14 protein-coding genes are annotated in these 22,011 nt (G+C 70.3%); 8 read left to right on the forward strand and 6 right to left on the reverse strand.

The features are described 5' to 3' along the window. Positions 1-123 precede the first annotated feature (123 nt). Positions 124-1,626, forward strand: coding sequence for an amino acid permease (locus KUM38_RS11675; protein WP_217129233.1), 1,503 nt, complete (start codon positions 124-126; stop codon positions 1,624-1,626). 72 nt (positions 1,627-1,698) lie between these two features. Here the strand turns inward: KUM38_RS11675 and KUM38_RS11680 are convergent, their stop codons facing one another. Then, positions 1,699-2,805, reverse strand: coding sequence for an LCP family protein (locus KUM38_RS11680; RefSeq protein ID WP_374227050.1), 1,107 nt, complete (start codon positions 2,803-2,805; stop codon positions 1,699-1,701). A 342-nt stretch (positions 2,806-3,147) separates the two neighbouring features. Here KUM38_RS11680 and KUM38_RS11685 point away from each other — a divergent pair, with 342 nt between their 5' ends. The 5 genes from KUM38_RS11685 (at position 3,148) to KUM38_RS11705 (ending at position 13,378) form a co-directional block, all read left to right on the forward strand. Beyond that, positions 3,148-4,212 carry a hypothetical protein gene (locus tag KUM38_RS11685; protein ID WP_217129235.1) on the forward strand — a complete coding sequence of 355 codons (1,065 nt, stop codon included), beginning with the start codon at positions 3,148-3,150 and terminating at the stop codon, positions 4,210-4,212. Positions 4,213-4,530: 318 nt separating this feature from the next. Next, positions 4,531-6,339: a stealth family protein gene (locus tag KUM38_RS11690; protein WP_217129236.1), complete on the forward strand. Its 1,809-nt coding sequence runs from the start codon at positions 4,531-4,533 to the stop codon at positions 6,337-6,339. Continuing rightward, on the forward strand, positions 6,336-9,089 hold the full coding sequence (locus KUM38_RS42875) for a glycosyltransferase (RefSeq protein ID WP_217129237.1): 2,754 nt from the start codon (positions 6,336-6,338) through the stop codon (positions 9,087-9,089). Before KUM38_RS11690 ends, KUM38_RS42875 begins: the two co-directional genes overlap by 4 nt. Before the next feature lie 21 nt (positions 9,090-9,110). Further along, complete coding sequence (locus KUM38_RS11700) at positions 9,111-10,586, forward strand: glycosyltransferase family 2 protein (RefSeq protein ID WP_217129238.1); 1,476 nt, start codon at positions 9,111-9,113, stop codon at positions 10,584-10,586. Between the two features lie 50 nt (positions 10,587-10,636). Continuing rightward, positions 10,637-13,378: a CDP-glycerol glycerophosphotransferase family protein gene (locus KUM38_RS11705; RefSeq protein ID WP_217129239.1), complete on the forward strand. Its 2,742-nt coding sequence runs from the start codon at positions 10,637-10,639 to the stop codon at positions 13,376-13,378. A 79-nt stretch (positions 13,379-13,457) separates the two neighbouring features. Here the strand turns inward: KUM38_RS11705 and KUM38_RS11710 are convergent, their stop codons facing one another. Next, positions 13,458-13,805 (reverse strand): NYN domain-containing protein, encoded by a 348-nt coding sequence (locus KUM38_RS11710; RefSeq protein WP_217129240.1) that lies wholly within the window; start codon positions 13,803-13,805, stop codon positions 13,458-13,460. A gap of 166 nt (positions 13,806-13,971) precedes the next feature. On the opposite strand from KUM38_RS11710, the gene KUM38_RS11715 reads away from it, so the two are divergent. Both KUM38_RS11715 and KUM38_RS11720 read left to right on the forward strand, forming a co-directional pair. Then, the gene (locus tag KUM38_RS11715; protein WP_217129241.1) at positions 13,972-14,652 is read left to right on the forward strand and encodes a hyaluronoglucosaminidase; all 681 of its coding nucleotides are present in this window, start codon (positions 13,972-13,974) and stop codon (positions 14,650-14,652) included. Between the two features lie 10 nt (positions 14,653-14,662). Beyond that, positions 14,663-14,809 (forward strand): hypothetical protein, encoded by a 147-nt coding sequence (locus KUM38_RS11720; protein ID WP_217129242.1) that lies wholly within the window; start codon positions 14,663-14,665, stop codon positions 14,807-14,809. Positions 14,810-14,861: 52 nt separating this feature from the next. Here the strand turns inward: KUM38_RS11720 and KUM38_RS11725 are convergent, their stop codons facing one another. The 4 genes from KUM38_RS11725 to KUM38_RS11740 all read right to left on the reverse strand — a co-directional run bounded on the left by KUM38_RS11725 (position 14,862) and on the right by KUM38_RS11740 (position 21,950). Beyond that, the gene (locus KUM38_RS11725; RefSeq protein WP_217129243.1) at positions 14,862-16,991 is read right to left on the reverse strand and encodes a 3-hydroxyacyl-CoA dehydrogenase NAD-binding domain-containing protein; all 2,130 of its coding nucleotides are present in this window, start codon (positions 16,989-16,991) and stop codon (positions 14,862-14,864) included. Then, complete coding sequence (locus KUM38_RS11730; protein WP_217129244.1) at positions 16,988-18,205, reverse strand: acetyl-CoA C-acyltransferase; 1,218 nt, start codon at positions 18,203-18,205, stop codon at positions 16,988-16,990. The genes KUM38_RS11725 and KUM38_RS11730 overlap by 4 nt, the downstream gene beginning before the upstream one ends. A gap of 296 nt (positions 18,206-18,501) precedes the next feature. Then, entirely contained in the window at positions 18,502-19,536 is a 1,035-nt protein-coding gene (locus KUM38_RS11735; protein ID WP_217129245.1) for a LacI family DNA-binding transcriptional regulator, read from the reverse strand. Further along, the gene (locus KUM38_RS11740) at positions 19,533-21,950 is read right to left on the reverse strand and encodes a glycoside hydrolase family 2 protein (RefSeq protein WP_217129246.1); all 2,418 of its coding nucleotides are present in this window, start codon (positions 21,948-21,950) and stop codon (positions 19,533-19,535) included. The genes KUM38_RS11735 and KUM38_RS11740 overlap by 4 nt, the downstream gene beginning before the upstream one ends. Positions 21,951-22,011 lie beyond the last annotated feature (61 nt).

Raw genomic sequence — 22,011 nt, forward strand, 5'->3', positions numbered from 1 at the left:
GGCCGCCCGTGCCCTTGTGAAAAGTGGCGCGGGCGGCCCGTTTGCGTGAGGGTGCCCGTACCGGGGCATACGACCTACACCCCCTCTCGATCATGTCGAGGACGCCACGCGTGGGAGGTACCCGTGACCAGCCCTCTCTTCCGGACGAAGAACGTCGAGCAGTCCATCCGCGACACCGAGGAACCCGAGCACGCGCTCAAGAAATCCCTGTCCGCGCTGGATCTGACCGTCTTCGGCGTCGGTGTCATCATCGGCACCGGCATCTTCGTCCTCACCGGTACGGTCGCCAAGAACAACGCCGGGCCCGCCACCGCCCTGGCCTTCGTCGTGGCCGGTGTCGTCTGCGCGCTCGCCGCGCTCTGCTACGCCGAGTTCGCCTCCACCGTCCCGGTGGCGGGCTCCGCGTACACGTTCTCGTACGCCTCCCTCGGTGAGCTGCCGGCCTGGATCATCGGCTGGGACCTGGTCCTGGAGTTCGCACTCGGCACGGCGGTGGTGGCCGTCGGCTGGTCCGGCTACATCCAGTCGCTCATGAACAACGCGGGCTGGGAGATGCCCGCGGCACTGGGCAGCCGCGAGGGCGCCGACGCCTTCGGGTTCGACATCCTCGCCGCCGTCCTGGTGCTGGTGCTCACCGGCATCCTCGTCCTCGGCATGAAGCTGTCCGCCCGCGTCACCTCGGTCGTCGTCGCCATCAAGGTGACCGTGGTCCTCGTGGTGATCATCGCGGGCGCCTTCTTCATCACCGCCGACAACTACGACCCCTTCGTCCCGGACTCGAAGCCGGTGCCCGCGGGCCAGAGCCTCGACGCCCCGCTCATCCAGCTGATCTTCGGCTGGGCCCCGGCCAACTTCGGCGTGATGGGCATCTTCACCGCCGCCTCGGTGGTGTTCTTCGCCTTCATCGGCTTCGACATCGTCGCCACGGCCGCCGAGGAGACCAGGAACCCGAAGCGCGACATGCCCCGCGGCATCCTCGGCTCCCTGTTCATCTGCACCGTGCTGTACGTCCTGGTGTCGATCGTCGTCACCGGCATGCAGCACTACAGCGAACTGTCCGTGGACGCCCCGCTGGCGGACGCCTTCAAAGCCACCGGGCATCCCTGGTTCGCGGGCTTCATCAGCTTCGGCGCCGCCGTCGGCCTGACGACCGTCTGCATGATCCTGCTGCTCGGCCAGACCCGGGTCTTCTTCGCGATGAGCCGCGACGGACTGCTGCCGAGGTTCTTCTCCCGGGTCCACCCCCGGTTCAAGACCCCGCACCGGCCGACGATCCTGCTCGGTGTCCTCATCGCGGTCCTCGCCGGCTTCACCCCGCTGAACGAGCTCGCCGCGCTGGTGAACATCGGCACCCTGTTCGCCTTCGTGATCGTCGCGATCAGCGTGATCATCCTCCGCAGGACCCGGCCCGACCTGCACCGCGCCTTCCGCACCCCCTGGGTGCCCGTGCTGCCGATCGTGTCGGTCGCCGCCTCCCTGTGGCTGATGCTGAACCTGCCCGCCGAGACCTGGGTCCGCTTCGGCATCTGGATGGCGATCGGCATCGTCGTCTACTTCCTCTACGGCCGCGGCCACAGCCGGCTGGCCCGGGGCGAGGGCGAGGAGGCCCGCACACACGGGAAGTGATCGATCGGCCTGCCGTCCGCACCGCGGCCAGGGGGGACGGCCCGATGCGCCGGGCCGTTCCCCCTCCGGCCGTCAGCCGGTCTTCTTGGCGTCCTTGAGCAGCTCCGCCGGGATCTCGGTGTCGTCGCGGATCGCCGTCCACAGCTTCTCCGCCTTCGACTCGACGGCGACCACCCGGTTCGGGTCCACCTTGTCGTACGCGACCGGCAGCATGATCGTCTGCATGCCCTCGGCGTCGATGCCCTTGACGCTCTGGGCGAAGTCGGCGAGGGCGGTCAGCGACGCGAGTTCCTTGTCGGTGGTGAGCGCGCCGGTCGCGGACCGGGCGATGGAGTAGGCCTTGGTGGGGCTGGTCAGCAGGTCCTGCTTCTGCACCTCGCCGATCAGCGCCTTGAGGAACTTCTGCTGGAGTTCGATGCGGCCCAGGTCGCTGCCGTCGCCGTAGCCGTGCCGGGTGCGGACGAACTGCAGGGACTGGTCCCCGTCCAGGCGGTGCGTGCCCGTCCCCAGCTGCAGCTGGTCGTTGTCGATCGGCTTGTCCAGCGTCACGGTGACGCCACCGACCTCGTCCACGATCTGCTTGAAGCCGGAGAAGTCCAGCTCCACCAGGTGGTCGATGCGGACGTCGCTCATCGACTCGACGGTCTTCGCCGTGCAGCCCGGCCCGCCGAGGGCGTAGACCGCGTTGAACATCACACGCTTCGCCTCCGGCAGCACCTTGCCGCTCTTCGTGGTGCACTCGGGCCGGGTCACCAGGGTGTCGCGCGGGATGCTCACCGCGACCGCCTCGGTGTGGCCCTTGGCTATGTGCACCAGCAACGTGGTGTCCGACCGCTGTCCGCTCACGGCCCCGCCGGCCAGGTCGCCGTTGTCACCGGCCCGCGAGTCGGAGCCGAGCACCAGCAGGTTCATGGCGTCGCCCGCCGCGGCCTTCTTCGCGGGGCGGGAGGAGTCGTCGCCGAGGGCCTTGTCGAGGTCGACGGCGTTGTCCTTGAGCTTGGAGTCCAGGGACGAGTAGAGCCAGTAGGCGGTGCCGCCGAGGACGAGGACGAGGGCGAGCAGGGAGAAGAGCACGATCCGGCCGGTACGGCGCTTCTTCTTCGGGGCTCTGCGGTTGCCCCGCTCGGCGGGTGGGGTCTGGCCGGCAGGCGGCACAGGGGTGCTCAGGTCGTGGCTCACGGCGGGTCCTCGCAACTCGTGCCCGGAGGGCAAGGGCAGCAGGCCGCTCCCGTGAGGGGCCGGGTCGGTGCTGCTCGGCTGACGCTTGGTTGGCATTGAACTATAGACAGGTATGCGAAAGCTCTTTTGAGCGATGTGCCCGGTTGTGCGCCCCGGCGAGGACGGCGAACCGCCCCGTCCCGGCCGGCTCCGGCCGCTCCCGGACCCGTTCCGGATGTCGTGGCCGGGGGCTCGTGCGGCGCCGACGGGCCAGCGGGGCGTTTGTTCGGACGTGCTTATGATGTGGCGAATTCTGGAGTCATCCGTGGACACCGGGGCCCGGCGCGGGAAGGGACGGCACACATGCGCGGCAGAGGTGCGCAGGCGGTGGCCACGGGGTCGTGGCTGCTGCGCGGGAACGACGACCGCCTCGCCGTGTACGCGCTCGTCGAGGGCGGCGTGCGCCGCTGGACGGAGACCGCGGCCGGCAGCGGGCGCTGGAGCAGGCCGGACTTCTTCCCCGCTGAGGGGCTGACCGGTCTCGCCGTCGCCCAAGGGGCCAATCGCTACGCGCACTTCCTCGGGCGCAGGGAGAAGCGGACGGGCGGGGACGCGCCGAAGGTCGACCTGCTCTACGCCGTGCAGTACCAGTCGGGCCGGACGCTGGGGGACTGGCGTTCCCTGGGCAACCCGTACCGCGACCCGCGGGACGCCGCGACACTCGGCGCGCCGACCGCCGCCGTCGACGGACAGGGCACGGTCCACGTCTTCGTCTCGGGCGGCCCCGGCGGGGTCATGCTGCGGCGCGAATCCAAGAGCGGGGCGTGGGAGGCCTGGAAGGACCTGCGCGGCGGTGCGGTCGCGGGCGGACTGACCGCGGCGGCGAACTCCGCCGGCCTGGTCGAACTCCTCGCGCCGGGGAACCGGTCGGTCATGCGCTGGGTGCAGACGGAGCCCGGAGCCGACCTGCGCCGGGCGCAGGACCTCACGCCGGCGCCGGTACCCGGCTCGGCCGCGCTCCTCGAGACCGCCCCCGGTGTGTTCACCGCGTACTGGTCCGAGCAGAGCGGGACGGGCGTCTACGCACAGCGGCCCGGCGAGTGGGCCTTCCCCGTCGGCGGGGCCCCGGGCGAGGGACCCCACGCCGCGCTCCGTGCCACCGTCGACGGCTACGACTGCACGGTCCTGGCCCACCAGGGGCGTACGGGAACAGCCGTGATCGGCGTCTGCGGCACCGGCGGGGAGTCCGGCGGACTGTGGTGGTCCGACACGGGGGTGACCTGTAGCGGCACTCCGGCGCTGGCGCTGGACGGGCGGGGCCGGGTCGTCATGGCGACGGTCGGCGCGGACGGCGCCGTCCTGGTGAACCGGCAGCGGCCGGAGCCCGGCCTCACCCTGTCCGACTGGGAGCGCCTGCCGGAGGACTGAGCCGGACCGCACCGTTCCGGGCCGACGAAGCCCGGCACCTCACGGCGCGTCAATACAGCAGATCATGCTGGAAATCCAGAGCCGCAAAGGGTTGTACTGCTCATCGGTGATGATTGTCACGTGCCGCAAGGTGTCCACATGGTTTCTCGACCTGGACTTTTAAGTAATCATCATGTGAAAGTTTGACGGTTCACCGGTATGCGGTGATCGCAGCGGAATCAGGGCGACGCGCCCTTACGTCTGGTAATGCGAGCTTCTTCCACGCCGAGGCCCACACAGCGGGGTGTGCGACAGCCTCGGAGGGCAGAGCTGCTGGGTATGGATGGTGGATGCCTCGTGGGTGGCTCGGACAACCCTGAAGCCGGAGCGCTGATCTCGGCGTACCGGTCCGCGGTTCCGACCGGCGCGAGGCGGCGCATCGTCCGCGGGGTGCCGACCCCGGTCCGCAAGGCCGTGAAGTCCTCGCTCACCGCCGCCGACTCCGTGCGCTCCGCCGCGGTGGTCTGGGCGATGGGGGGCAAGCGAAAGGCGCCCCGGCACAGCACCGCCCACAGCCTGCGGGTCGTCCGCGTGGGCCGCCGCCACATGCGTGCGCTGCTGGTCGAGGGGGCGACGGACTGGGCGGCCCGCGCCCGCAACCTGAACATCGTGGTCTCCGTTCTGGAAGCGGCGGGCGTCGACTACTTCTGCGTGCGGGGCACGAACAGCGGGCTGCCCGCCGTCGCCGTCCCCGCCGCGTCCCGCCCGCTGGTCGAGGAGCTGCTCCAGATGGCCTTCGCGCAGGCCCCGGGCTATGTGGGGCCCGCCGGCGGCAACGAGGCCCGCATGGAACCCGGCGACGACGAGCGGTCGTGGCGGCAGCTGCGCAAGCACAAGGTGCTGCGGGTCGCGTGGTACGTGTGCGACCCCACTCAGCAGCTGGTCTTCGGCGCGGCCACCGGATGCGACCTCGAGATGTGGACGGAGCGGGACGGGGAGCTGCGGGCTCCGCGCCCCAACCGGGTCATCGACGCGGTTCCGGCGGGAGCTCCGCGCAAGTCGGCGCCGCAGAGCCTCTTCAGTCCCATACCTCCCGTCTACCACACGGGGCACGCCAGGACGCTGGCCGAGTTCGCCGTGCCGCTCCCCGAGGACCACCAGTTCCCGATCGACGTCGTCTACACCTGGGTCGACGACTCCGACCCGGTCTGGCGGGCGTCGCGCGACCGTGTGCGCCAGGGGTTCTCCGCTGACGGACTGCACGAGCAGGCGGCGAACGACTCGCGGTACACCAGCCGTGACGAACTGCGTTACTCGCTGCGGTCGCTCCACCAGAACGCACCCTGGGTGCGCAACATCTATCTCGTGACGGCGGGCCAGGTCCCCTCCTGGCTCCAGGCGCGGCACGCGAACCTCCGGGTGGTGGACCACCGGGAGATCTTCTCCGACGCCTCCGCCCTGCCGACGTTCAACTCGCACGCCATCGAGAGCCAGCTGCACCACATTCCGGGACTCTCGGAGTGCTTCCTCTACCTGAACGACGACGTGTTCTTCGGCCGGCCGGTGACACCCGGGCATTTCTTCCACCCGAACGGCATCACCAAGTTCTTCACCTCGCCCGCGCTGATACCGGGCGGCGCGGTGTCCCCGACCGACCTTCCGGTCAATGCCGCGGGCAAGAACAGTCGTTGGCTCATCGCGCAGAAATTCGGCACCGCCATATCCCAGAAGATGAAGCACACGCCGCACGCGCTCCGCAGGAGTGTGCTGCAGGAGATCGAGGAGACCTTCGCGGAGCAGCACGCCGCCACCCAGCATTCACGTTTCCGTTCCCCCGAGGACGTGCCGATCGCCTCGTCGCTGCACCACTACTTCGCGTACCACTCCGCCCGGGCCACGGTGGGGGACATCCAGTACCGGTACATCGACCTCTCGGCCGGTCTGGCGGAGCGGCGCCTGAACACGCTCCTCGCCAACCGGAACATGGACACCTTCTGCCTCAACGACACGGTGGAGTCGGCTGACCCGGAAGCGCAGCGAGATATGCTGAAACGTTTCCTTGAAGCGTACTTCCCGGTACCCAGTCCTTATGAAGCCGAGGAATACGGGAATGCCCTCGAGTCTGCGAGTGAGTTCAGCCGCACATGAATTCCTATGACGTCACGCTGGTCGTGCCGGTCTACAACGTGGAGCAGTACCTCCAGGAGTGCCTGGACTCCATCGAGGCGCAGACGGTGTTCGAGCGCTGCGAGGTCGTGCTCGTCGACAACGGCAGTACGGACGGCTCCTACCGGCTCTGCGCGGAGTTCGCCCGCCGGCACGCCAACGCCACGGTGCTGGTGCGCCACGGCGGCGGCGCCGGAGCGGCCCGCAACCTCGGCATGGACCGGGCGACCAGCGCGCGCATCACCTTCTGCGACTCCGACGACGTGCTTCCGCCCACCGCGCTCGAGCGCATGCTGGACGCCTCCCTGACCACGGGTGCCCAGGTCGTGGTGGGCGCGATGGAGACGTTCCCCAAGCCGACCAACTGGGCCTGGAAGGACCACTTCGGAAAGGGCGACCGGACGTTCGGCAGCCTCGCCGAAATGCCCGAACTGGTACACAGCGCCAGCGCCTGCAACAAACTCTTCGACCTTTCCTACCTGCGCTCCCACGGCATCCGCTTCGCGGAAGGCGTCCACTTCGAGGACGCCTACGTCGGCGTCCCCGCGCTCGTTCTCGCCACCCGGCTCGCCCTGGTCGACGCGTGCGTCTACCGGTACCGCAAGCGCGCCGCGGGGAACTCGACCATGGACGCGATCTGGACGCGGCGGCAGAACTACTGGGACCACCTCCAGCTCGTGGAGCACCTGCACCGGCTGGGCCCGGGCCTCCCGGAACCCTCGAAGGCCGTGCTCGACCTCTTCCTGGTACGGAGCTACCAGGGCTTCGCGCTCCGGGCGCCCGACCTCTTCCAGGGGGCGGAGCTGGAGGACATCTACTCGCGGTGCCGCGCGGTCTACTGGGACGTCCCGCCCGACGTGATCGTCAGGGCCACCGCCGACACCCGTCATCGCGTGGCCTATCTCGCCTTCCTCACCGGGGATTTCGGCCTGTTCGCGGACCGGGCGGCCAGGCTGCACAAGCTCTCCGTGCGCGACGGCCGCCCCTACCTCACCGGTGGACTGCCGGACTCACTGGCCCCGTTGGCGCAGGCCACACCCTTCACCGCCCATCTGGAGCACGTCCGCCGAGTGCCGGGAACCGGGACGCTGCGGATCTCCGGACGGTTCGAGGTCAGCGGCATGCCCCTGGTCCGGCCCCTGGCGGGGCACCTCGGCCTGCGCGTCCGGGGGAGCCGTCTCAGCGTTCCCGCCACGCAGGTCCGCCGGCGGGACCTGAAGAACACCCGGCCCGACACGGAGTGGGGCGGCTTCACCGCCGACCTGCCCCTCGACGCCCTGCGGAAGGGCGTCCACGACCTCGAACTCGTCATCGACTCCGAGGGTGGCCAGGCGGTCACCCCGTGCCTGGTCGCCGCGGGCTATCTGCGCGGCGCGCGCGTCGTCGAGCACGGCGGGACACGGGTGGTGCCGCACTGGAAGGGGAAGAACCGGGCGATCCTGATGGTCTCCGGCACGGCCCGCCGGCTCGGCGGGCGCGGCGTCCGGGGCAGCCTCCTCGTCAAGGACGCCAAGCACGTGCTGCGCCGCCGGCCCTTCTGGAGGCAGCGCCTGATACGGCTGTTCACGAAGCCACTGAAGTCGCTGTTCCTCGGCCGGGACATCTGGCTGTTCGGTGAGCGGGGCGACACCGCGCAGGACAACGGCTGGCACCTGTTCCGGCACACGCGCACCGCCGGGAAGCGGCGTGGGGCGTACTACGTCATCCGGGCCGGCAGCCCCGACCGGGCCCGTCTGGCGGGGCTCGGGCACGTCGTCGCCCACAGCTCCTGGAAGCACAAGCTGCTGATGCTGCACGCGTCCGTGCTGGTCAACGCCTACGACATCGACACCTACATGCTGCCCGACGGCTGGGACCGCACGAAGTACCTCAAGCACCTGAACTGGCGCGTGGGCGCCCGCCGGGTCTTCCTGCAGCACGGTGTGACGGACAAGGACGTCAGCAAGGGCCTGCACCGCAACCGCACGGGCGTCGACCTCATCTTCGCGGTGAGCCGGCACGAGGGGCGGTTCCTGTCGGAGGAACTCGGCTACGAGGGGCAGGTGGAGGTCACCGGCTTCCCCCGCTTCGACGCGCTGGTTCCCGGGCGCGGCGGGCGCACCATCCTGTTCATGCCGACGTGGCGCGCCTATCTGACCGTCGCCTCGTACAGCCGTGACGGCGGCGGACGCGAGGCGCGGCAGGCCATGCGCGACCGGTTCCTCGCCTCCGGCTACCGGGATTTCATGGTCCGCTTCCTGAACGACCCGGAGCTGCTGGCCGCCCTGGACCGGTACGACTACACACTGCAGTTCCTGCCGCACTACGAGATGCGCGCGATGGTCGGGGAGATGGTGCCGGACCGCGACCGGATCCGGGTCATCGACCAGAACGAGGTCAGTGTGCAGGAGGCCATGCGGCGCTGCGATCTCTTCGTCACGGACTGGTCGTCCACCGCCTTCGACGTCGCATACCTCGGAACTCCCCTGGTGTACGCGCAGTTCGATGCCGAGGAGTACTGGGGCGGGCATTACCAGAAGGGCTATTTCGACGCCCGCCGGGACGGATTCGGGCCGGTCGGTGAAACCGTCGAGGAGGTCGTGGGCGAAGTGGTCCGCTACCTGCGGGGAGGGTGCGAGAGGGAGCCCGAGTACCTGCGGCGGGCGGAGCGGTTCTTCGAGCGCCGGGACCAGCAGAACAACGCGAGGGCGACGGAAGCGATCGATCGTCTTGTCCGGGGGTCGAACCATTGATGTGGTGTGCCAGGAGGAAGCATGTCCCAAGCCAACCGTGACGTGACGGTCGTCGTACCGTTCCGCGACGTCCAGAACTACTTCGCCGAATTCCTGGAGTCGGTGGCCGCGCAGACCGCCTTCGCGCGCGCCCACGTGATCCTCGTCGACAACGGCAGCGGTGACCGGTCGGTGGCCATCGCGAGTGAGTTCGCCGACCGGTACGCCAACGTCGACCTGGTCTCACAGCCCCAGGGCCGGGCGGGCGACGCACGCAACATGGGCATGGACATGGCCTCGACGCCGTACATCGTCTTCTGGGACGCCGACGACATCGTGCCCGAGCGCTCCCTGGAAGTGCTCCGGAACACCATCGTCAAAACCCGGGCCACGATCGTCGTGGGCCGCGAGAAGCATGTCCCGAAGCCGGTCAAGGCGCCGTGGCACAAGTACTTCGGCAAGAACGTCAAGACGGTGGGCAGCGTCGCCGACATCCCCGACCTGATCCACTCGGCGTCCTGCTGGAACAAGATCTTCGACCTCGACCTGCTGCGCTCCCAGGGCATCCGGTTCGGTACCGGCACCGCCTTCGAGGACGCCTACGTCTCGCTGCCCGCGCTGCTGCTGTCCGAGCGGATCGCGCTGGTCGACGCCCCCGTCTACGAGTACCGCAGGCGCGGCGACGGCACCTCCGTCATGGACACCATCTGGGACCTCCCGCAGAACTACGCCGACCAGCTGATGATGCTGGAGTACCTGGCGGGCATGCGTCAGGTACTCACGCCGTACCAGCAGGAGACGCTGGAGCGGTTCCTCATCCGCAGCATGCAGGGTTTCCTGCTGAGGGCGCCGCAGGTCTTCGGCGAAGCCGACTGCCGGAAGCTCTTCGAGCGCTGCCGCACGCTCTACTGGGGAATCACCTCGGAGCAGTTCGCCCGCAGCACGCACGACACCAGGCACCGGCTCCCCTATCTCGCGCTGCACTTCGCGGACTTCGACCTCTTCCACCGTCCGGCCTCCGTCCTCGGCTCGGTCTTCGGCCGGGAAGGGGACCTCTACGTCGACTACCCGGGAACGTCCTGGGGGCTGCCGCTCACGAAGGTCACGTCCGTTCCGGCCCGGATCGAGGGCCTCTCCGCCGGCGAGGGCGGGACCGCGGTGCTCCACGGCCGCTTCTCGGTCAACGGGCTCCCCGACGAACTGCTGGCCAAGCTCGAACTGCAGGTCTGGTTCGAGCGGAGCGGCAAGACCCTTCCGGCGGTGAACCACGGCCAGGCCCACGACCGGCCGGGCCAGGAGGGAGCCGTCTTCAGCGTCGCCGTCGACCCCCGGGAGTTCCCGGCCGGCTCCTTCCCCGTGCGTCTGGTGCTGTGCACCCGGGGCAGGGACGTCTCACGCCCCTGCGCCGTCTCCCCGGCCCTGGCCCAGCAACCGCCCGTCAACGGGTTCCACGGCTTCGCGCGCATCACCGCCGACGGCGGGAACGCCCAACTCGTCATCGAGTCCGTCCAGCACTGATCACGGTCCGCTCCAGAAATGGGGTACTAGGCAGAAAACAGGAGTCACAGGTGTTCGATCCCCTCTACGACGTCGCCGTCGTCGTCCCCATCTTCAACGTGGAGAGATATCTCCAGGAGTGCCTGGACTCGCTGGCCCACCAGACGATGTTCGACCGCTGCCAGGTGATCCTGGTCGACAACGGCAGCAGCGACAATTCGGCCGCGATCGCGGCGGAATTCGCCGCGCGGTACCAGAACGTATGGGCGTTCGTGCATCCCGAGGGAAAGGCGGGCGGGGCCAGGAACGCGGGAATGGACCTGGTCAGCGCCCGCTACATCACGTTCTGCGACTCCGACGACGTCCTGCCCGAGGACGCCCTGGAAACCATGTGGCGGACCGCGGTCAAGGAACGCGTGCCGCTCACCATCGGACGGATGGAGACGTTCCCGGAGGAGACCAACTGGCCCTGGCTCCGCTACTTCGGGACGAACGTCCAGGTGCATCCCGGAATCGAGAACATCCCGGAGATGATCCACGGCGGAAGCGCCTGCCACAAGCTCTTCGACGTCGAGTTCATCCGCGCCAACAACATCCGGTTCCGCGAAGGCGTGCACTTCGAGGACGCGTTCTTCTCGGTTCCCGCCATGCTGCTCGCCGACCGCATCGCGATGGTGCCGACCACGGTCTACCGGTACCGCAAGCGCGCCGCCGAGGACTCCACGATGGACAAGCTGTGGGAGCGCACGGCGAACTACTGGGACCACCTCCTGCTGGAGGAGTACCTGATGACGCTCCGCTCCCGCCTCTCCGGCCACCGGCAGGAAGTCCTCAACCGGTTCCTGGTGCGCAGCTACCAGGGCTTCGCCCTGCGCGCGCCGCAGGTCCTGCCCGAGGACGAGCTGTTCCGGCTCTTCGAGCGGGCCCGCGCCGTCTACACGCTGGTGACACCCGACGCGGTCCTGGCCTCCACCCACGACACCCGCCACCGGGTGCCGTTCCTGGCGATGTACATGAACTGGTACGAGCTCTTCGCGCGCCCGGAGCAGGCGATCAGCGGTGTGTACGGACGAGGCGGAGACCTCTACCTCGATGTCGCGGTGCCGAGCGCGCTGCTCCCGCTGACGAAGATCTCCTCCACCAGCGTGCACGTGGAACGGATCCAGGCGGACGCCGAGTCGGGCGGGATCGTCGTGGCCGGACGGTTCGTGCTCAACGGACTCCCGATGAGCCGCCCCATGCGCAACGACCTGCAGCTGTGGGTGGAGAAGAGCGGTCAGATGGTGCCCGCACGGCAGGTGTGGCGCAGTGACCTGCTGGCGACGCGTGACGATCTCGCCTGGGGCGGATTCGAGGCGGTCGTCCCGGCACGCGCCGTCAAGGACGGTGAGTTCCCGCTGAAGCTGGTGTTCTGCACCTCCGGCCGTGATGTCTCGCGCCCGTGCATGACCACCACCGCGATGCTGCGCAGCGCCCGCCCGATGAAGGTCGCGGACCGCTGGGTCCTTCCCCTGTCGAAGGGCAAGGACAACGCCGTCCTGGTCGTCCGGGAGGCGCAGGGGCGGGCCGGCGACAAGGCCTGGGAGGAGTTCCTCGAGGGCATGGACCAGGACCAGAAGAAGCGCAAGGCGCCGTTCTGGCGCGCCCGCGCCATCCGGCGGGCCACGCTCGGGTTCTTCCGCCGCAAGGAGATCTGGCTGATCGGCGAGCGCAAGGACACCGCACAGGACAACAGCCTGCACCTGTTCACGTACCTGCGTAAGCACGAGCGCCGCCGCAAGGCCTACTACATCATCGAGAAGGGCAGCGCGGACCGGGCCAAGCTGAAGCGCCTGGGGAACGTGGTGGCGCACAGCTCCTGGAAGCACAAGCTGCTCATGCTGCACGCGTCGCTGCTCATCAACGCCTACGACATCGACTCCTACATGCTCCCCGACGGCTGGGACCGCACGAAGTACCTCAAGCACCTCAACTGGCGCGTCGGGGCCCGGCGGGTCTTCCTCCAGCACGGGGTCACCGACGAGGACGGCAGCAAGGCCCTGCACCGCAACCGGACCGGTGTGGACCTGGTGTTCGCGACCAGCGACCGGGAGGCCCAGTACTTCTCCGAGCACATGCACTACGGGGACCAGGCCAAGGCGCTGGGCTTCCCGCGCTTCGACGCGCTGCAGCCGGACCGCGGCCGACGGCGTGTCCTGCTGATGCCCACCTGGCGCAAGTACCTGACGATCCCCTCGTACCTCCAGGGGGAGGGTGCCGACCAGGACGCGGTCGACGAGATCTTCCGGGAGTCGACCTACCGGGAGTTCATGGTGCAGCTGCTGCGCCACCCGAAGCTGATGGAGGCGTTGGAGCACTACGACTACGTGCTCGACTTCCTGCCGCACTACGAGATGCGGAACATGGTCGACGGGGTCGTCCCGGACCACCCCCGGGTGCAGCGCCTGGACCAGACGAAGGTCAGTGTCCAGACGGCCCTGCGCCAGTGCGACCTGTTCATCACGGACTGGTCCTCCGTCCACTTCGACATGGCCTATCTCGGCACGCCGCTCGTCTACGCCCGGTTCGACCCGGACGAGTACTGGGCCAAGCACGCCAGGAAGGGGTACTTCGAGGCGGAGTACGACGGGTTCGGACCGGTGTGCGGCAACGTCGAGGAAGTGGTGACCGAGGTGATCCGCTACCTCGGCAACGGGTGCAGGCGCGAGCCGGAGTACGACTACCGGGCGCGTGCGTTCTTCGCCTTCGAGGACCGCGACAACTGCGCCCGCGCGACGGCCGCGATCGCGGAGCTCGCGGCATCGGACGTGTGAGACCCCTCCGGCCGGGCGGCGAGCGGTGCGCACAGCAGCGCGCGGCGCCCGGCCGGGGCGTCGGGACGTGCCCGCGGCCTTATGGGCGCACCGTCCGCGGTCCCACGCACGTCGCCCCCAACGCGCCGACCCTGCGCCGGAGTTCACGGTCGGCGGTGACCACGACCACGGGCTGCTCCGCCCGCTCCACCAGGGCCACGATGTGGTCGTCCCCACTGCCGGCCGCCGACTCGACCCGCACGCCGGGGACGGACTCCACGCCCCGGGCCGCCCCTTCGACCACCAGGACCACATCGGCGCCGGTCCGCCCCGCGTGGTCCACCAGGAGGTCGCGCAGCCGCTCGGCGGCACCCCGCCGGTCCCGCCACCAGCCGTCCGGCACGGATCCGACGACGTTGGCCCCGTCGACCACCAGCAGTTCGTTCATGCGGACCAGGGTCGCACGCGACGGCCGACGGCATCCGGGCGACGGCCACGCGAACACGCTCGTCACGCCCGGCTCCGGGAACCGCTTCCAGGGGTGACCTGGTGCCGTATGTGAGAGATCATCACCAGGAAGGATCTTCACACGACAACCTCAACCGGGAGATCGCATGGCAGTGGGACGAAGAGTGTTCCTCGGCGCCTTCACCGCGGGCGCCGTCACCGTGGCGGCCGGCTCGGAGGCGGCCGCCGACGGCGAGTACACCCTGTACACCTCACCGGCCCAGTTCTACGGCTCGTCGACGACGGCGCACACGGTCACCATCAACCACAAGGCCCCGTCCGGGGACACCGCGGCACTGAACGTGACCTCGGACAACCCCGCCACCTCGGCCATGTACCTGACCGGTGTGGAGACCTCGCGCGGGACGCTGAAGATATCCCACAAGGGGTACGCCGACGGTTCGGACCCCGGAGCCTCCGGACTCTCGATCGATCTCAGGACCTCGGGGACCGCCGCACAGGGCATCTTCGTCACCGCGACCGACGGCCCGACCACGGGCGCCCTGATCGTCCTGCGGAACAACCCGGGCGTGGACGACTTCGTGGTCAAGGGCACCGGCCGCACGGGCATCGGCATCGGCCGGGGCGACACGCCCCAGTCCCAGCTCCACGTGGTCGCGGCGCCCGGCGCCCCGTCCGCGATCCTCGCCGAGGGCGCGCTGCGGCTCGCGGACGTCGACGCCGCACCGACCAACGCACCGGCCTCCGCCGGCGGCGGCTCCCTCTACGCCCAGGACGGCAAGCTGTTCTGGAAGGGCGGCGACGGCAAGCCGACCCAGCTGGCGTGAGGACGAGAGCGTGCAACTGACCCCCGAGCAACTCGTGTCCGAGTTCCACGACGCCGTCATGGAGCTGTACTTCGCCCGCAAGCGCATCTCCGCCCTGGAGGCGGAGAACGCCGAGCTGAGGGCGCGGCTCGAAGCGGCCGAGAAGACCGACGCATGACGAAGAGGGCCTCCGCGCACCGCGGAGGCCCTCTTCAGTCGCGTACGACCGATCACGCGGGGACCGAGGCCACCCCCGGCTCCAGGAACCGCTTCCCGTTCACCCGCTCGGAGACGCCCTCGCGGTCCAGGTACGGCGTGATGCCGCCCAGGTGGAAGGGCCAGCCGGCGCCGGTGATCAGGCAGAGGTCGATGTCCTGGGCCTCGGCGACGACGCCCTCGTCGAGCATCAGGCCGATCTCCTGGGCCACCGCGTCCAGGACGCGGGCGCGGACCTGCTCCTCGGTGAGGACGGTGTCGCCCTGCTTCAGCAGTGCCGCGACCTCCGGGTCCAGCTCGGGCTTGCCGCTGTCGTAGACGTAGAAGCCGCGCTTGCCGGCCTTGACGACGGCCGCGAGGTTCGGGGAGACCGTGAAGCGGTCCGGGAAGGCCCGGTTCAGGGTCTCGGAGACGTGCAGGCCGATCGCCGGGCCGACCAGCTCCAGCAGGACCAGCGGGGACATCGGCAGGCCGAGCGGCTCCACCGCCTTCTCCGCGACCTCGACCGGCGTGCCCTCGTCGATGACGTTCTGGATCTCGCCCATGAAGCGGGTGAGGATGCGGTTCACGACGAACGCGGGGGCGTCCTTGACCAGCACCGCGGTCTTCTTCAGCTTCTTGGCGACGCCGAACGCCGTGGCCAGCGCGGCGTCGTCGGTCTGCTCGCCGCGGACGATCTCCAGGAGCGGCAGGATCGCGACCGGGTTGAAGAAGTGGAAGCCGACGACCCGCTCGGGGTGCTTCAGCTTCGACGCCATCTCCGTCACGGAGAGGGAGGAGGTGTTCGTCGCCAGGATCGCGTGTGCCGGGGCGACCGCCTCGACCTCCGCGAACACCTTCTGCTTGACGCCCATCTCCTCGAACACGGCCTCGATGACGAAGTCCGCGTCCGCGAAGCCCTCGGCCTTGTCCAGGACACCGCTCACCAGGGCCTTGAGGCGGTTGGCCTTGTCCTGGTTGATGCGGCCCTTGCCGAGCAGCTTGTCGATCTCGGCGTGGACGTAGCCCACGCCCTTGTCGACGCGCTCCTGGTCGATGTCGGTCAGGACGACCGGCACCTCCAGGCGGCGCAGGAAGAGCAGGGCCAGTTGCGAGGCCATCAGACCGGCGCCGACGACGCCCACCTTGGTGACCGGGCGGGCCAGGTTCTTGTCCGGGGCGCCGGCCGGGCGCTTGCCGCGCTTCTGCACCAGGTTGAAGGCGTAGATGCCGGAGCGCAGTTCACCGCCCATGATCAGGTCGGCGAGGGCCTGGTCCTCGGCGTCGTAGCCCTGCTGGAGGTCGCCGTTCTTGGCGGCGGCGATGATGTCGAGGGCGCGGTAGGCGGCCGGGGCGGCGCCGTGCACCTTGCCGTCGGCGATGAAGCGGCCCTTGGCGACGGCCTGGTCCCAGGCCTCACCGCGGTCGATCACCGGACGCTCGACGACGATCTCGCCCTTGAGGACGGCCGCCGTCCAGATCAGCGACTGCTCCAGGAAGTCCGCGCCCTCGAAGATCGCGTCCGCGATGCCGAGTTCGTGGACCTGCGCGCCCTTGAGCTGCTTGTTCTGGTTGAGGCTGTTCTCGATGATGACCGAGACCGCCTTCTCGGCGCCGATCAGGTTCGGCAGCAGGGTGCAGCCGCCCCAGCCGGGGACCAGCCCGAGGAAGACCTCGGGCAGCGAGAACGCCGGGAGGGCCGCCGACACCGTGCGGTAGGAGCAGTGCAGGCCGATCTCGACGCCGCCGCCCATCGCGGCGCCGTTGTAGTACGCGAACGTCGGCACGGCCAGCTTCGACAGCCGCTTGAAGACGTCGTGGCCGCCCTTGCCGATGGCCAGCGCGTCCTCGTGCCGCTTCAGCAGCTCGACGCCCTTGAGGTCGGCGCCGACCGCGAAGATGAACGGCTTGCCGGTGACGCCGACGCCGACGATCTCGCCGTCCGCGGCCTCCTTCTCGACCCGGTCGATCGCGGCGTCGATGTTCGCCAGCGACTGCGGGCCGAGGGTGGTCGGCTTGGTGTGGTCGTGGCCGTTGTCCAGGGTGATCAGCGCGAAACGGCCCGCGCCGAGCGGCAGGTCGAAGTGGCGTACGTGCGCGCTGGTGACGACCTCGCCGGGGAACAGCTCGGCCGCACCCTTCAGAAGCTCTGCGGTGGTGCTCACTTGTCCCCCTCGAAGTGCGGGTTCTCCCAGATGACCGTCGCGCCCATGCCGAAGCCGACGCACATGGTGGTCAGGCCGTAGCGGACGTTCGGCTGTTCCTCGAACTGGCGGGCCAGCTGCGTCATCAGGCGGACGCCGGAGGAGGCCAGCGGGTGGCCGAAGGCGATGGCGCCGCCGTACTGGTTGACGCGCGCGTCGTCGTCGGCGATGCCGTAGTGCTCCAGGAACGCGAGGACCTGGACGGCGAAGGCCTCGTTGATCTCGAACAGGCCGATGTCGGAGATGGACAGGCCCGCCTGGGCCAGGGCCTTCTCCGTGGCCGGGATCGGGCCATAGCCCATGACCTCGGGCTCCACACCCGCGAAGGAGTAGGAGACGAGGCGCATCTTGACGGGCAGGCCGTTCTCGCGGGCGAAGTCCTCGCTCGCGATGATCGAGGCGGTGGCGCCGTCGTTCAGACCGGCCGCGTTGCCGGCGGTGACCCGGCCGTGCACGCGGAACGGGGTCTTCAGACCGGCCAGGTTCTCCAGCGTGGTGCCCGGACGCATCGGCTCGTCGGCGGTGACCAGGCCCCAGCCCGTCTCGCCGGCCTCTTCGTTGGTGCGGCGCACCGAGACCGGCACCAGGTCGGCCTGGATCTTGCCGTTGGCGTACGCCTTGGCGGCCTTCTCCTGGGAGCGGACCGCGTACTCGTCGGCGCGCCGCTTGGTGATCCCCGGGTAGCGGTCGTGCAGGTTCTCCGCGGTCATGCCCATGAACAGGGCGGACTCGTCGACCAGCTTCTCGCTCACGAAGCGCGGGTTCGGGTCCACGCCCTCGCCCATCGGGTGGCGGCCCATGTGCTCGACGCCGCCCGCGACGGCGACGTCGTACGCGCCGAAGGCGACGGAGCCGGCCACCGTGGTGACGGCGGTCAGGGCGCCGGCGCACATGCGGTCGATGGAGTAGCCCGGGACCGAGGTGGGCAGGCCCGCGAGGATGCCGGCCGTGCGGCCGATGGTCAGGCCCTGGTCGCCGATCTGCGTGGTCGCGGCGATGGCGACCTCGTCGATCTTCTTCGGGTCGAGACCGGGGTTGCGGCGCAGCAGCTCCCGGATCGCCTTCACGACGAGGTCGTCGGCGCGGGTCTCGTGGTAGATGCCCTTCGGGCCCGCCTTGCCGAACGGGGTACGGACGCCGTCGACGAAGACGACGTCCCTGACGGTACGAGGCACGATGGCTCTCCTCCAGGGTGCGGGACGCTGAGCGCTTGCTTACGGGTCATGCTACTTGTGGGTAACGTGACTGCCCAGCCCCGCCGCCCGGAGCGGCGAACATCACACGTCCGGCCGTGCCCGGTGAGGGGTTTTTCGCCCCCGCCGCCCCTTCCCGTTCCCGTCCCCGGGGGCGCTGCCCCCGGCCCCCCGCTCCTCAAACGCCGGAGGGGCTAAGTTTCAGCCCCTCCGGCGTTTGAGGAGCGGGGTCTGGGGCGGAGCCCCAGGTCGGGACGGGAAAGGGCGGCGGGGGCGAATCACGGTGGGGCGGTAGAACCCCGTGGGGTCAGGACCGGGGTGGGTACGGGGTGGGACCCCGGTCCCTCGCCGGTGAGCACACCGAACAGCGTCCGTGCCACCTCCGCCCCGAACCCGTGCACATCATGGCTCATCGCCGACAGCGTCGGATGCGTCAGCCGGCACAGCTGCGAGTCGTCCCACGCCAGCAGCGACACGTCGTCCGGCACCCGCAGTCCCATCTCGGCCGCCACCGACAGCCCCGCCACCGCCATGATGTCGTTGTCGTACACGATCGCCGTCGGCCGGTCGCCCGGCGCGGCGGCCAGCAGCGAGCGGGTCGCCCGCGCGCCCGCGTCCCCGGAGAAGTCCGTGGCCACCTGCCACGCCCGCGCCGGCGGCTCCGACGCCCGCACCGCCTCGTCGAACGCGGTCGCGCGGATCGAGGTGTGCCCGAGCGCCGCCGCGCCGCCCACCCGGGCGATCCGCCGGTGCCCGAGCGCCGCCAGATACCGCACCGCCTCGGTCACGGCCGTGGCGTCGTCCGTCCACACGGAGGTCAGCCCGCCCGTCAGCGACGGGTGCCCGACGGCCACCACCGGCAGCCCCAGCCGCCCGGCCACCGCCGGGCGGGGGTCGTCGGCCCGGAAGTCCACCAGGATCGACCCGCCGATCTGCCGGCCCCTCCACCACGACTCCATCAGCCCGACCTCCTCGTCCGGGCTGCGCACCAGCCGCAGCAGCAGCGAGCAGGACCGCTCGACCAGGACGCTCTCCACCCCGGAGATGAACTCCATGTAGAACGGTTCCAGGCCGAGCAGCCGGGCGGGCCGGCACACCGCGAGGCCCACCACGTCCACGCGTGAACCGGCCAGGGTGCGCGCGGTCGAGCTCGGCGCCCACCCCAGCTCCCGCGCCGCCCGGAAGATCCGGTCCCGGGTCGCCTCCGACAGGCCGGGTTTCCGGTTGAAGGCGAGGGACACGGCCCCCTTGGACACACCGGCGCGCGCGGCGACGTCCTTGATGGTGACGCGGGGGGTCGGCGTTTCCGTCATCGAGTGGGCTCCACGCAGTACAGGGCGCAGCGGGCGGTGTCCGGGTCCGGATTCTTCCAGCCCCGCACCCCGATGGTCACCTCTTCTCCGGGCAGCAGGGTCACCAGCCCCCGGTCGGCCACCGCCTCCGGGTCCAGCCGGTCGGCCTGGAGCAGCAGGTCCCGCACGAGGGTGCGGGCCGTGACCGTGATCCCGCCCGGCGCGAGCGCCACCTCGAACTCGGGCCGCGGATACGGGATCTCCCGGTCCGGCACCGGGAAGTGCACCGCCCTCGTCCCTCTCCCACTCCCGGCTTCGCTCGAGCGGGGGGACCCCCATGCGTCGGCGACCAGGAACTCCTTCGGACCGGCCGGAACCAGATCGTCCGGGACCGCGGTCACCGCCACCGTCCGCCCCTCGGCGGCCAGCGCCGGGCCCGCCTCCCCGATCACCGTGCCGTCCACGGACATCCGGCGCAGCCGCAGCGTGCCGTGCCAGGCCTCGGCGGACTGGTTGACCGCCGCCACCACCAGACCCCCGCCGTCCGCGCGCACGGTCAGCAGCCGGTCCGCGTACAGCCGCCGCAGCTCGTGGTAGAGCGGCTTCTCCCGCCCGTCCCCGTCGATCGCGGCCCACGAGGTCACCGGCCAGCAGTCGTTCAGCTGCCACACCACCGTGCCCGCGCACACCGGCCAGTGCGAGCGCCAGTGCTCGATCCCGGCGGCGATCGCGCGTGCCTGGTTGACCTGCGTCAGATAGTGCCAGCGGTCGAAGTCGCCCTCCGGTACGGCGAAGTGCCGGGCCAGCCCGCGCTCCAGCTTGCCGTTGCCGTCGTCCGCCTTCTGGTGGTGCAGCATGCCGGGGGAGTCCGGAGCGAGCTCCTCCCCGGGCAGCGCCCGGCGCAGCGTGGCGTACGCGGGCGGCGCCTGCCAGCCGAACTCGGCCACGAAACGCGGGACGTCGAGCCGGTAGTCGGCGTAGTCGGCGCGGTTCCACACCTCCCAGGAGTGGTGGGTGCCGTGCGCCGGGTCGTTGGGGTGGCGCAGCCAGGACCCGGACCAGGGGCTGCCCGCCGTGTACGGCCGGGTCGGGTCCGACTCCGCCACGACGCGCGGCAGTACGCCCAGGTAGTACCCCTCGCCCCAGGAGTCCCCGGCCAGCCCCGGCTCCCAGTCCCAGTCCCGGAACCCCCACAGGTTCTCGTTGTTGCCGTTCCACAGCACCAGCGAGGGATGCGGCATCAGCCGTACGACGTTCTCCCGGGCCTCCGCCTCCACCTCCCCGCGCAGCGGCTGCTCCTCGGGGTAGGCGGCGCAGGCGAAGGGGAAGTCCTGCCAGACCAGCAGCCCCAACTCGTCGCAGGCGTCGTAGAAGTCCTCGCTCTCGTAGATCCCTCCGCCCCAGACGCGGACCAGGTCCACGCCCGCGCCGGCCGCCTGCTCCAGCCGCCGCCGGTAGCGCTCACGGGTGATCCGGGACGGGAAGACGTCGTCCGGGATCCAGTTGACGCCCCGCGCGAACAGCCGCTCCCCGTTGACGACCAGGGTGAACCCGGTGCCGTGGGCGTCGGCCGAGGTGTCCAGCCCCACCGTCCGGAACCCGATCCGGCGCCGCCACGAGTCCAGCGCGTCCTCGCCGTGCAGCAGCGTCAACTCGACGTCGTACAGCGGCTGTTCGCCGTACCCCCGGGGCCACCACAGCCGTACGTCCGGCACCCGCAGCCGTACGGTCCCCTCCGTGCCGTCGAGCTCCGCGCGGGCGCGTACGCCGCCGACGCTCGCCTCCACGGCGAGCGGTGCCCCGTCCCGGGAACGCTCCACGTCGACGGCCAGCTCGACCTGTCCCACGCCGTCCTCGACGGTCACCAGCGGGCGCACCCGGGATATCCGGGCCGTCGACCAGTGCTCCAGCCGCACCGGCCGCCAGATCCCGGCCGTCACCAGCGTCGGCCCCCAGTCCCAGCCGAACGAGCAGGCCATCTTGCGCACGTACTGGTACGGCTCGGCATACGCCCCCGGCCGGTCGCCCAGCGTGCCGCGCACCGCCTCGGCCTCGGCGTAGGCGGACGCGAACCGCACGGTGAGCCGCCCGCTCAGCCCCGTCACGTCGAAACGGTACGAGCGGTGCATGTTCCGCGTCCGGCCCAGCGTCCGGCCGTCGAGCAGGACCTCGGCGACGGTGTCGAGACCGTCGAAGACCAGATCCGTCCGCTCGTGCGCGCCCGCTCCGGCGGTCAGTTCCGTCTCGTACGTCCAGTCCCGCCGGCCCACCCACGCCACCTCGGTCTCGTTCCGGCCGAGGAACGGATCGGGGATCAGCCCGGCCGCCAGCAGATCGGTGTGCACGCACCCCGGCACCGAGGCGGGGAGCACGTCCCCCGTGCCGTCCGGGTGTCGCAGGGTCCATCCCTCGGTGAGCGGTGTGACCTGACGCATGCACACTCCCTGAACCGGTCGAGCCCTGTCGGGGCGCCCTTTTGGCATCGATGTCCTAATA

The sequence above is a fragment of the Streptomyces sp. AC558_RSS880 genome (genome assembly GCF_019049255.1).
In the GTDB taxonomy this organism is placed as follows: domain Bacteria; phylum Actinomycetota; class Actinomycetes; order Streptomycetales; family Streptomycetaceae; genus Streptomyces.

Coding starts and splice junctions, on each gene's coding strand:
- KUM38_RS11685 (WP_217129235.1), top strand. CDS start 3,148: ATGCGCGGCAGAGGTGCGCAGGCGGTGGCCACGGGGTCGTGGCTGCTG.
- KUM38_RS11690 (WP_217129236.1), top strand. CDS start 4,531: ATGGATGGTGGATGCCTCGTGGGTGGCTCGGACAACCCTGAAGCCGGA.
- KUM38_RS42875 (WP_217129237.1), top strand. CDS start 6,336: ATGAATTCCTATGACGTCACGCTGGTCGTGCCGGTCTACAACGTGGAG.
- KUM38_RS11700 (WP_217129238.1), top strand. CDS start 9,111: ATGTCCCAAGCCAACCGTGACGTGACGGTCGTCGTACCGTTCCGCGAC.
- KUM38_RS11710 (WP_217129240.1), bottom strand. CDS start 13,805: ATGAACGAACTGCTGGTGGTCGACGGGGCCAACGTCGTCGGATCCGTG.
- KUM38_RS11715 (WP_217129241.1), top strand. CDS start 13,972: ATGGCAGTGGGACGAAGAGTGTTCCTCGGCGCCTTCACCGCGGGCGCC.
- KUM38_RS11735 (WP_217129245.1), bottom strand. CDS start 19,536: ATGACGGAAACGCCGACCCCCCGCGTCACCATCAAGGACGTCGCCGCG.
- KUM38_RS11740 (WP_217129246.1), bottom strand. CDS start 21,950: ATGCGTCAGGTCACACCGCTCACCGAGGGATGGACCCTGCGACACCCG.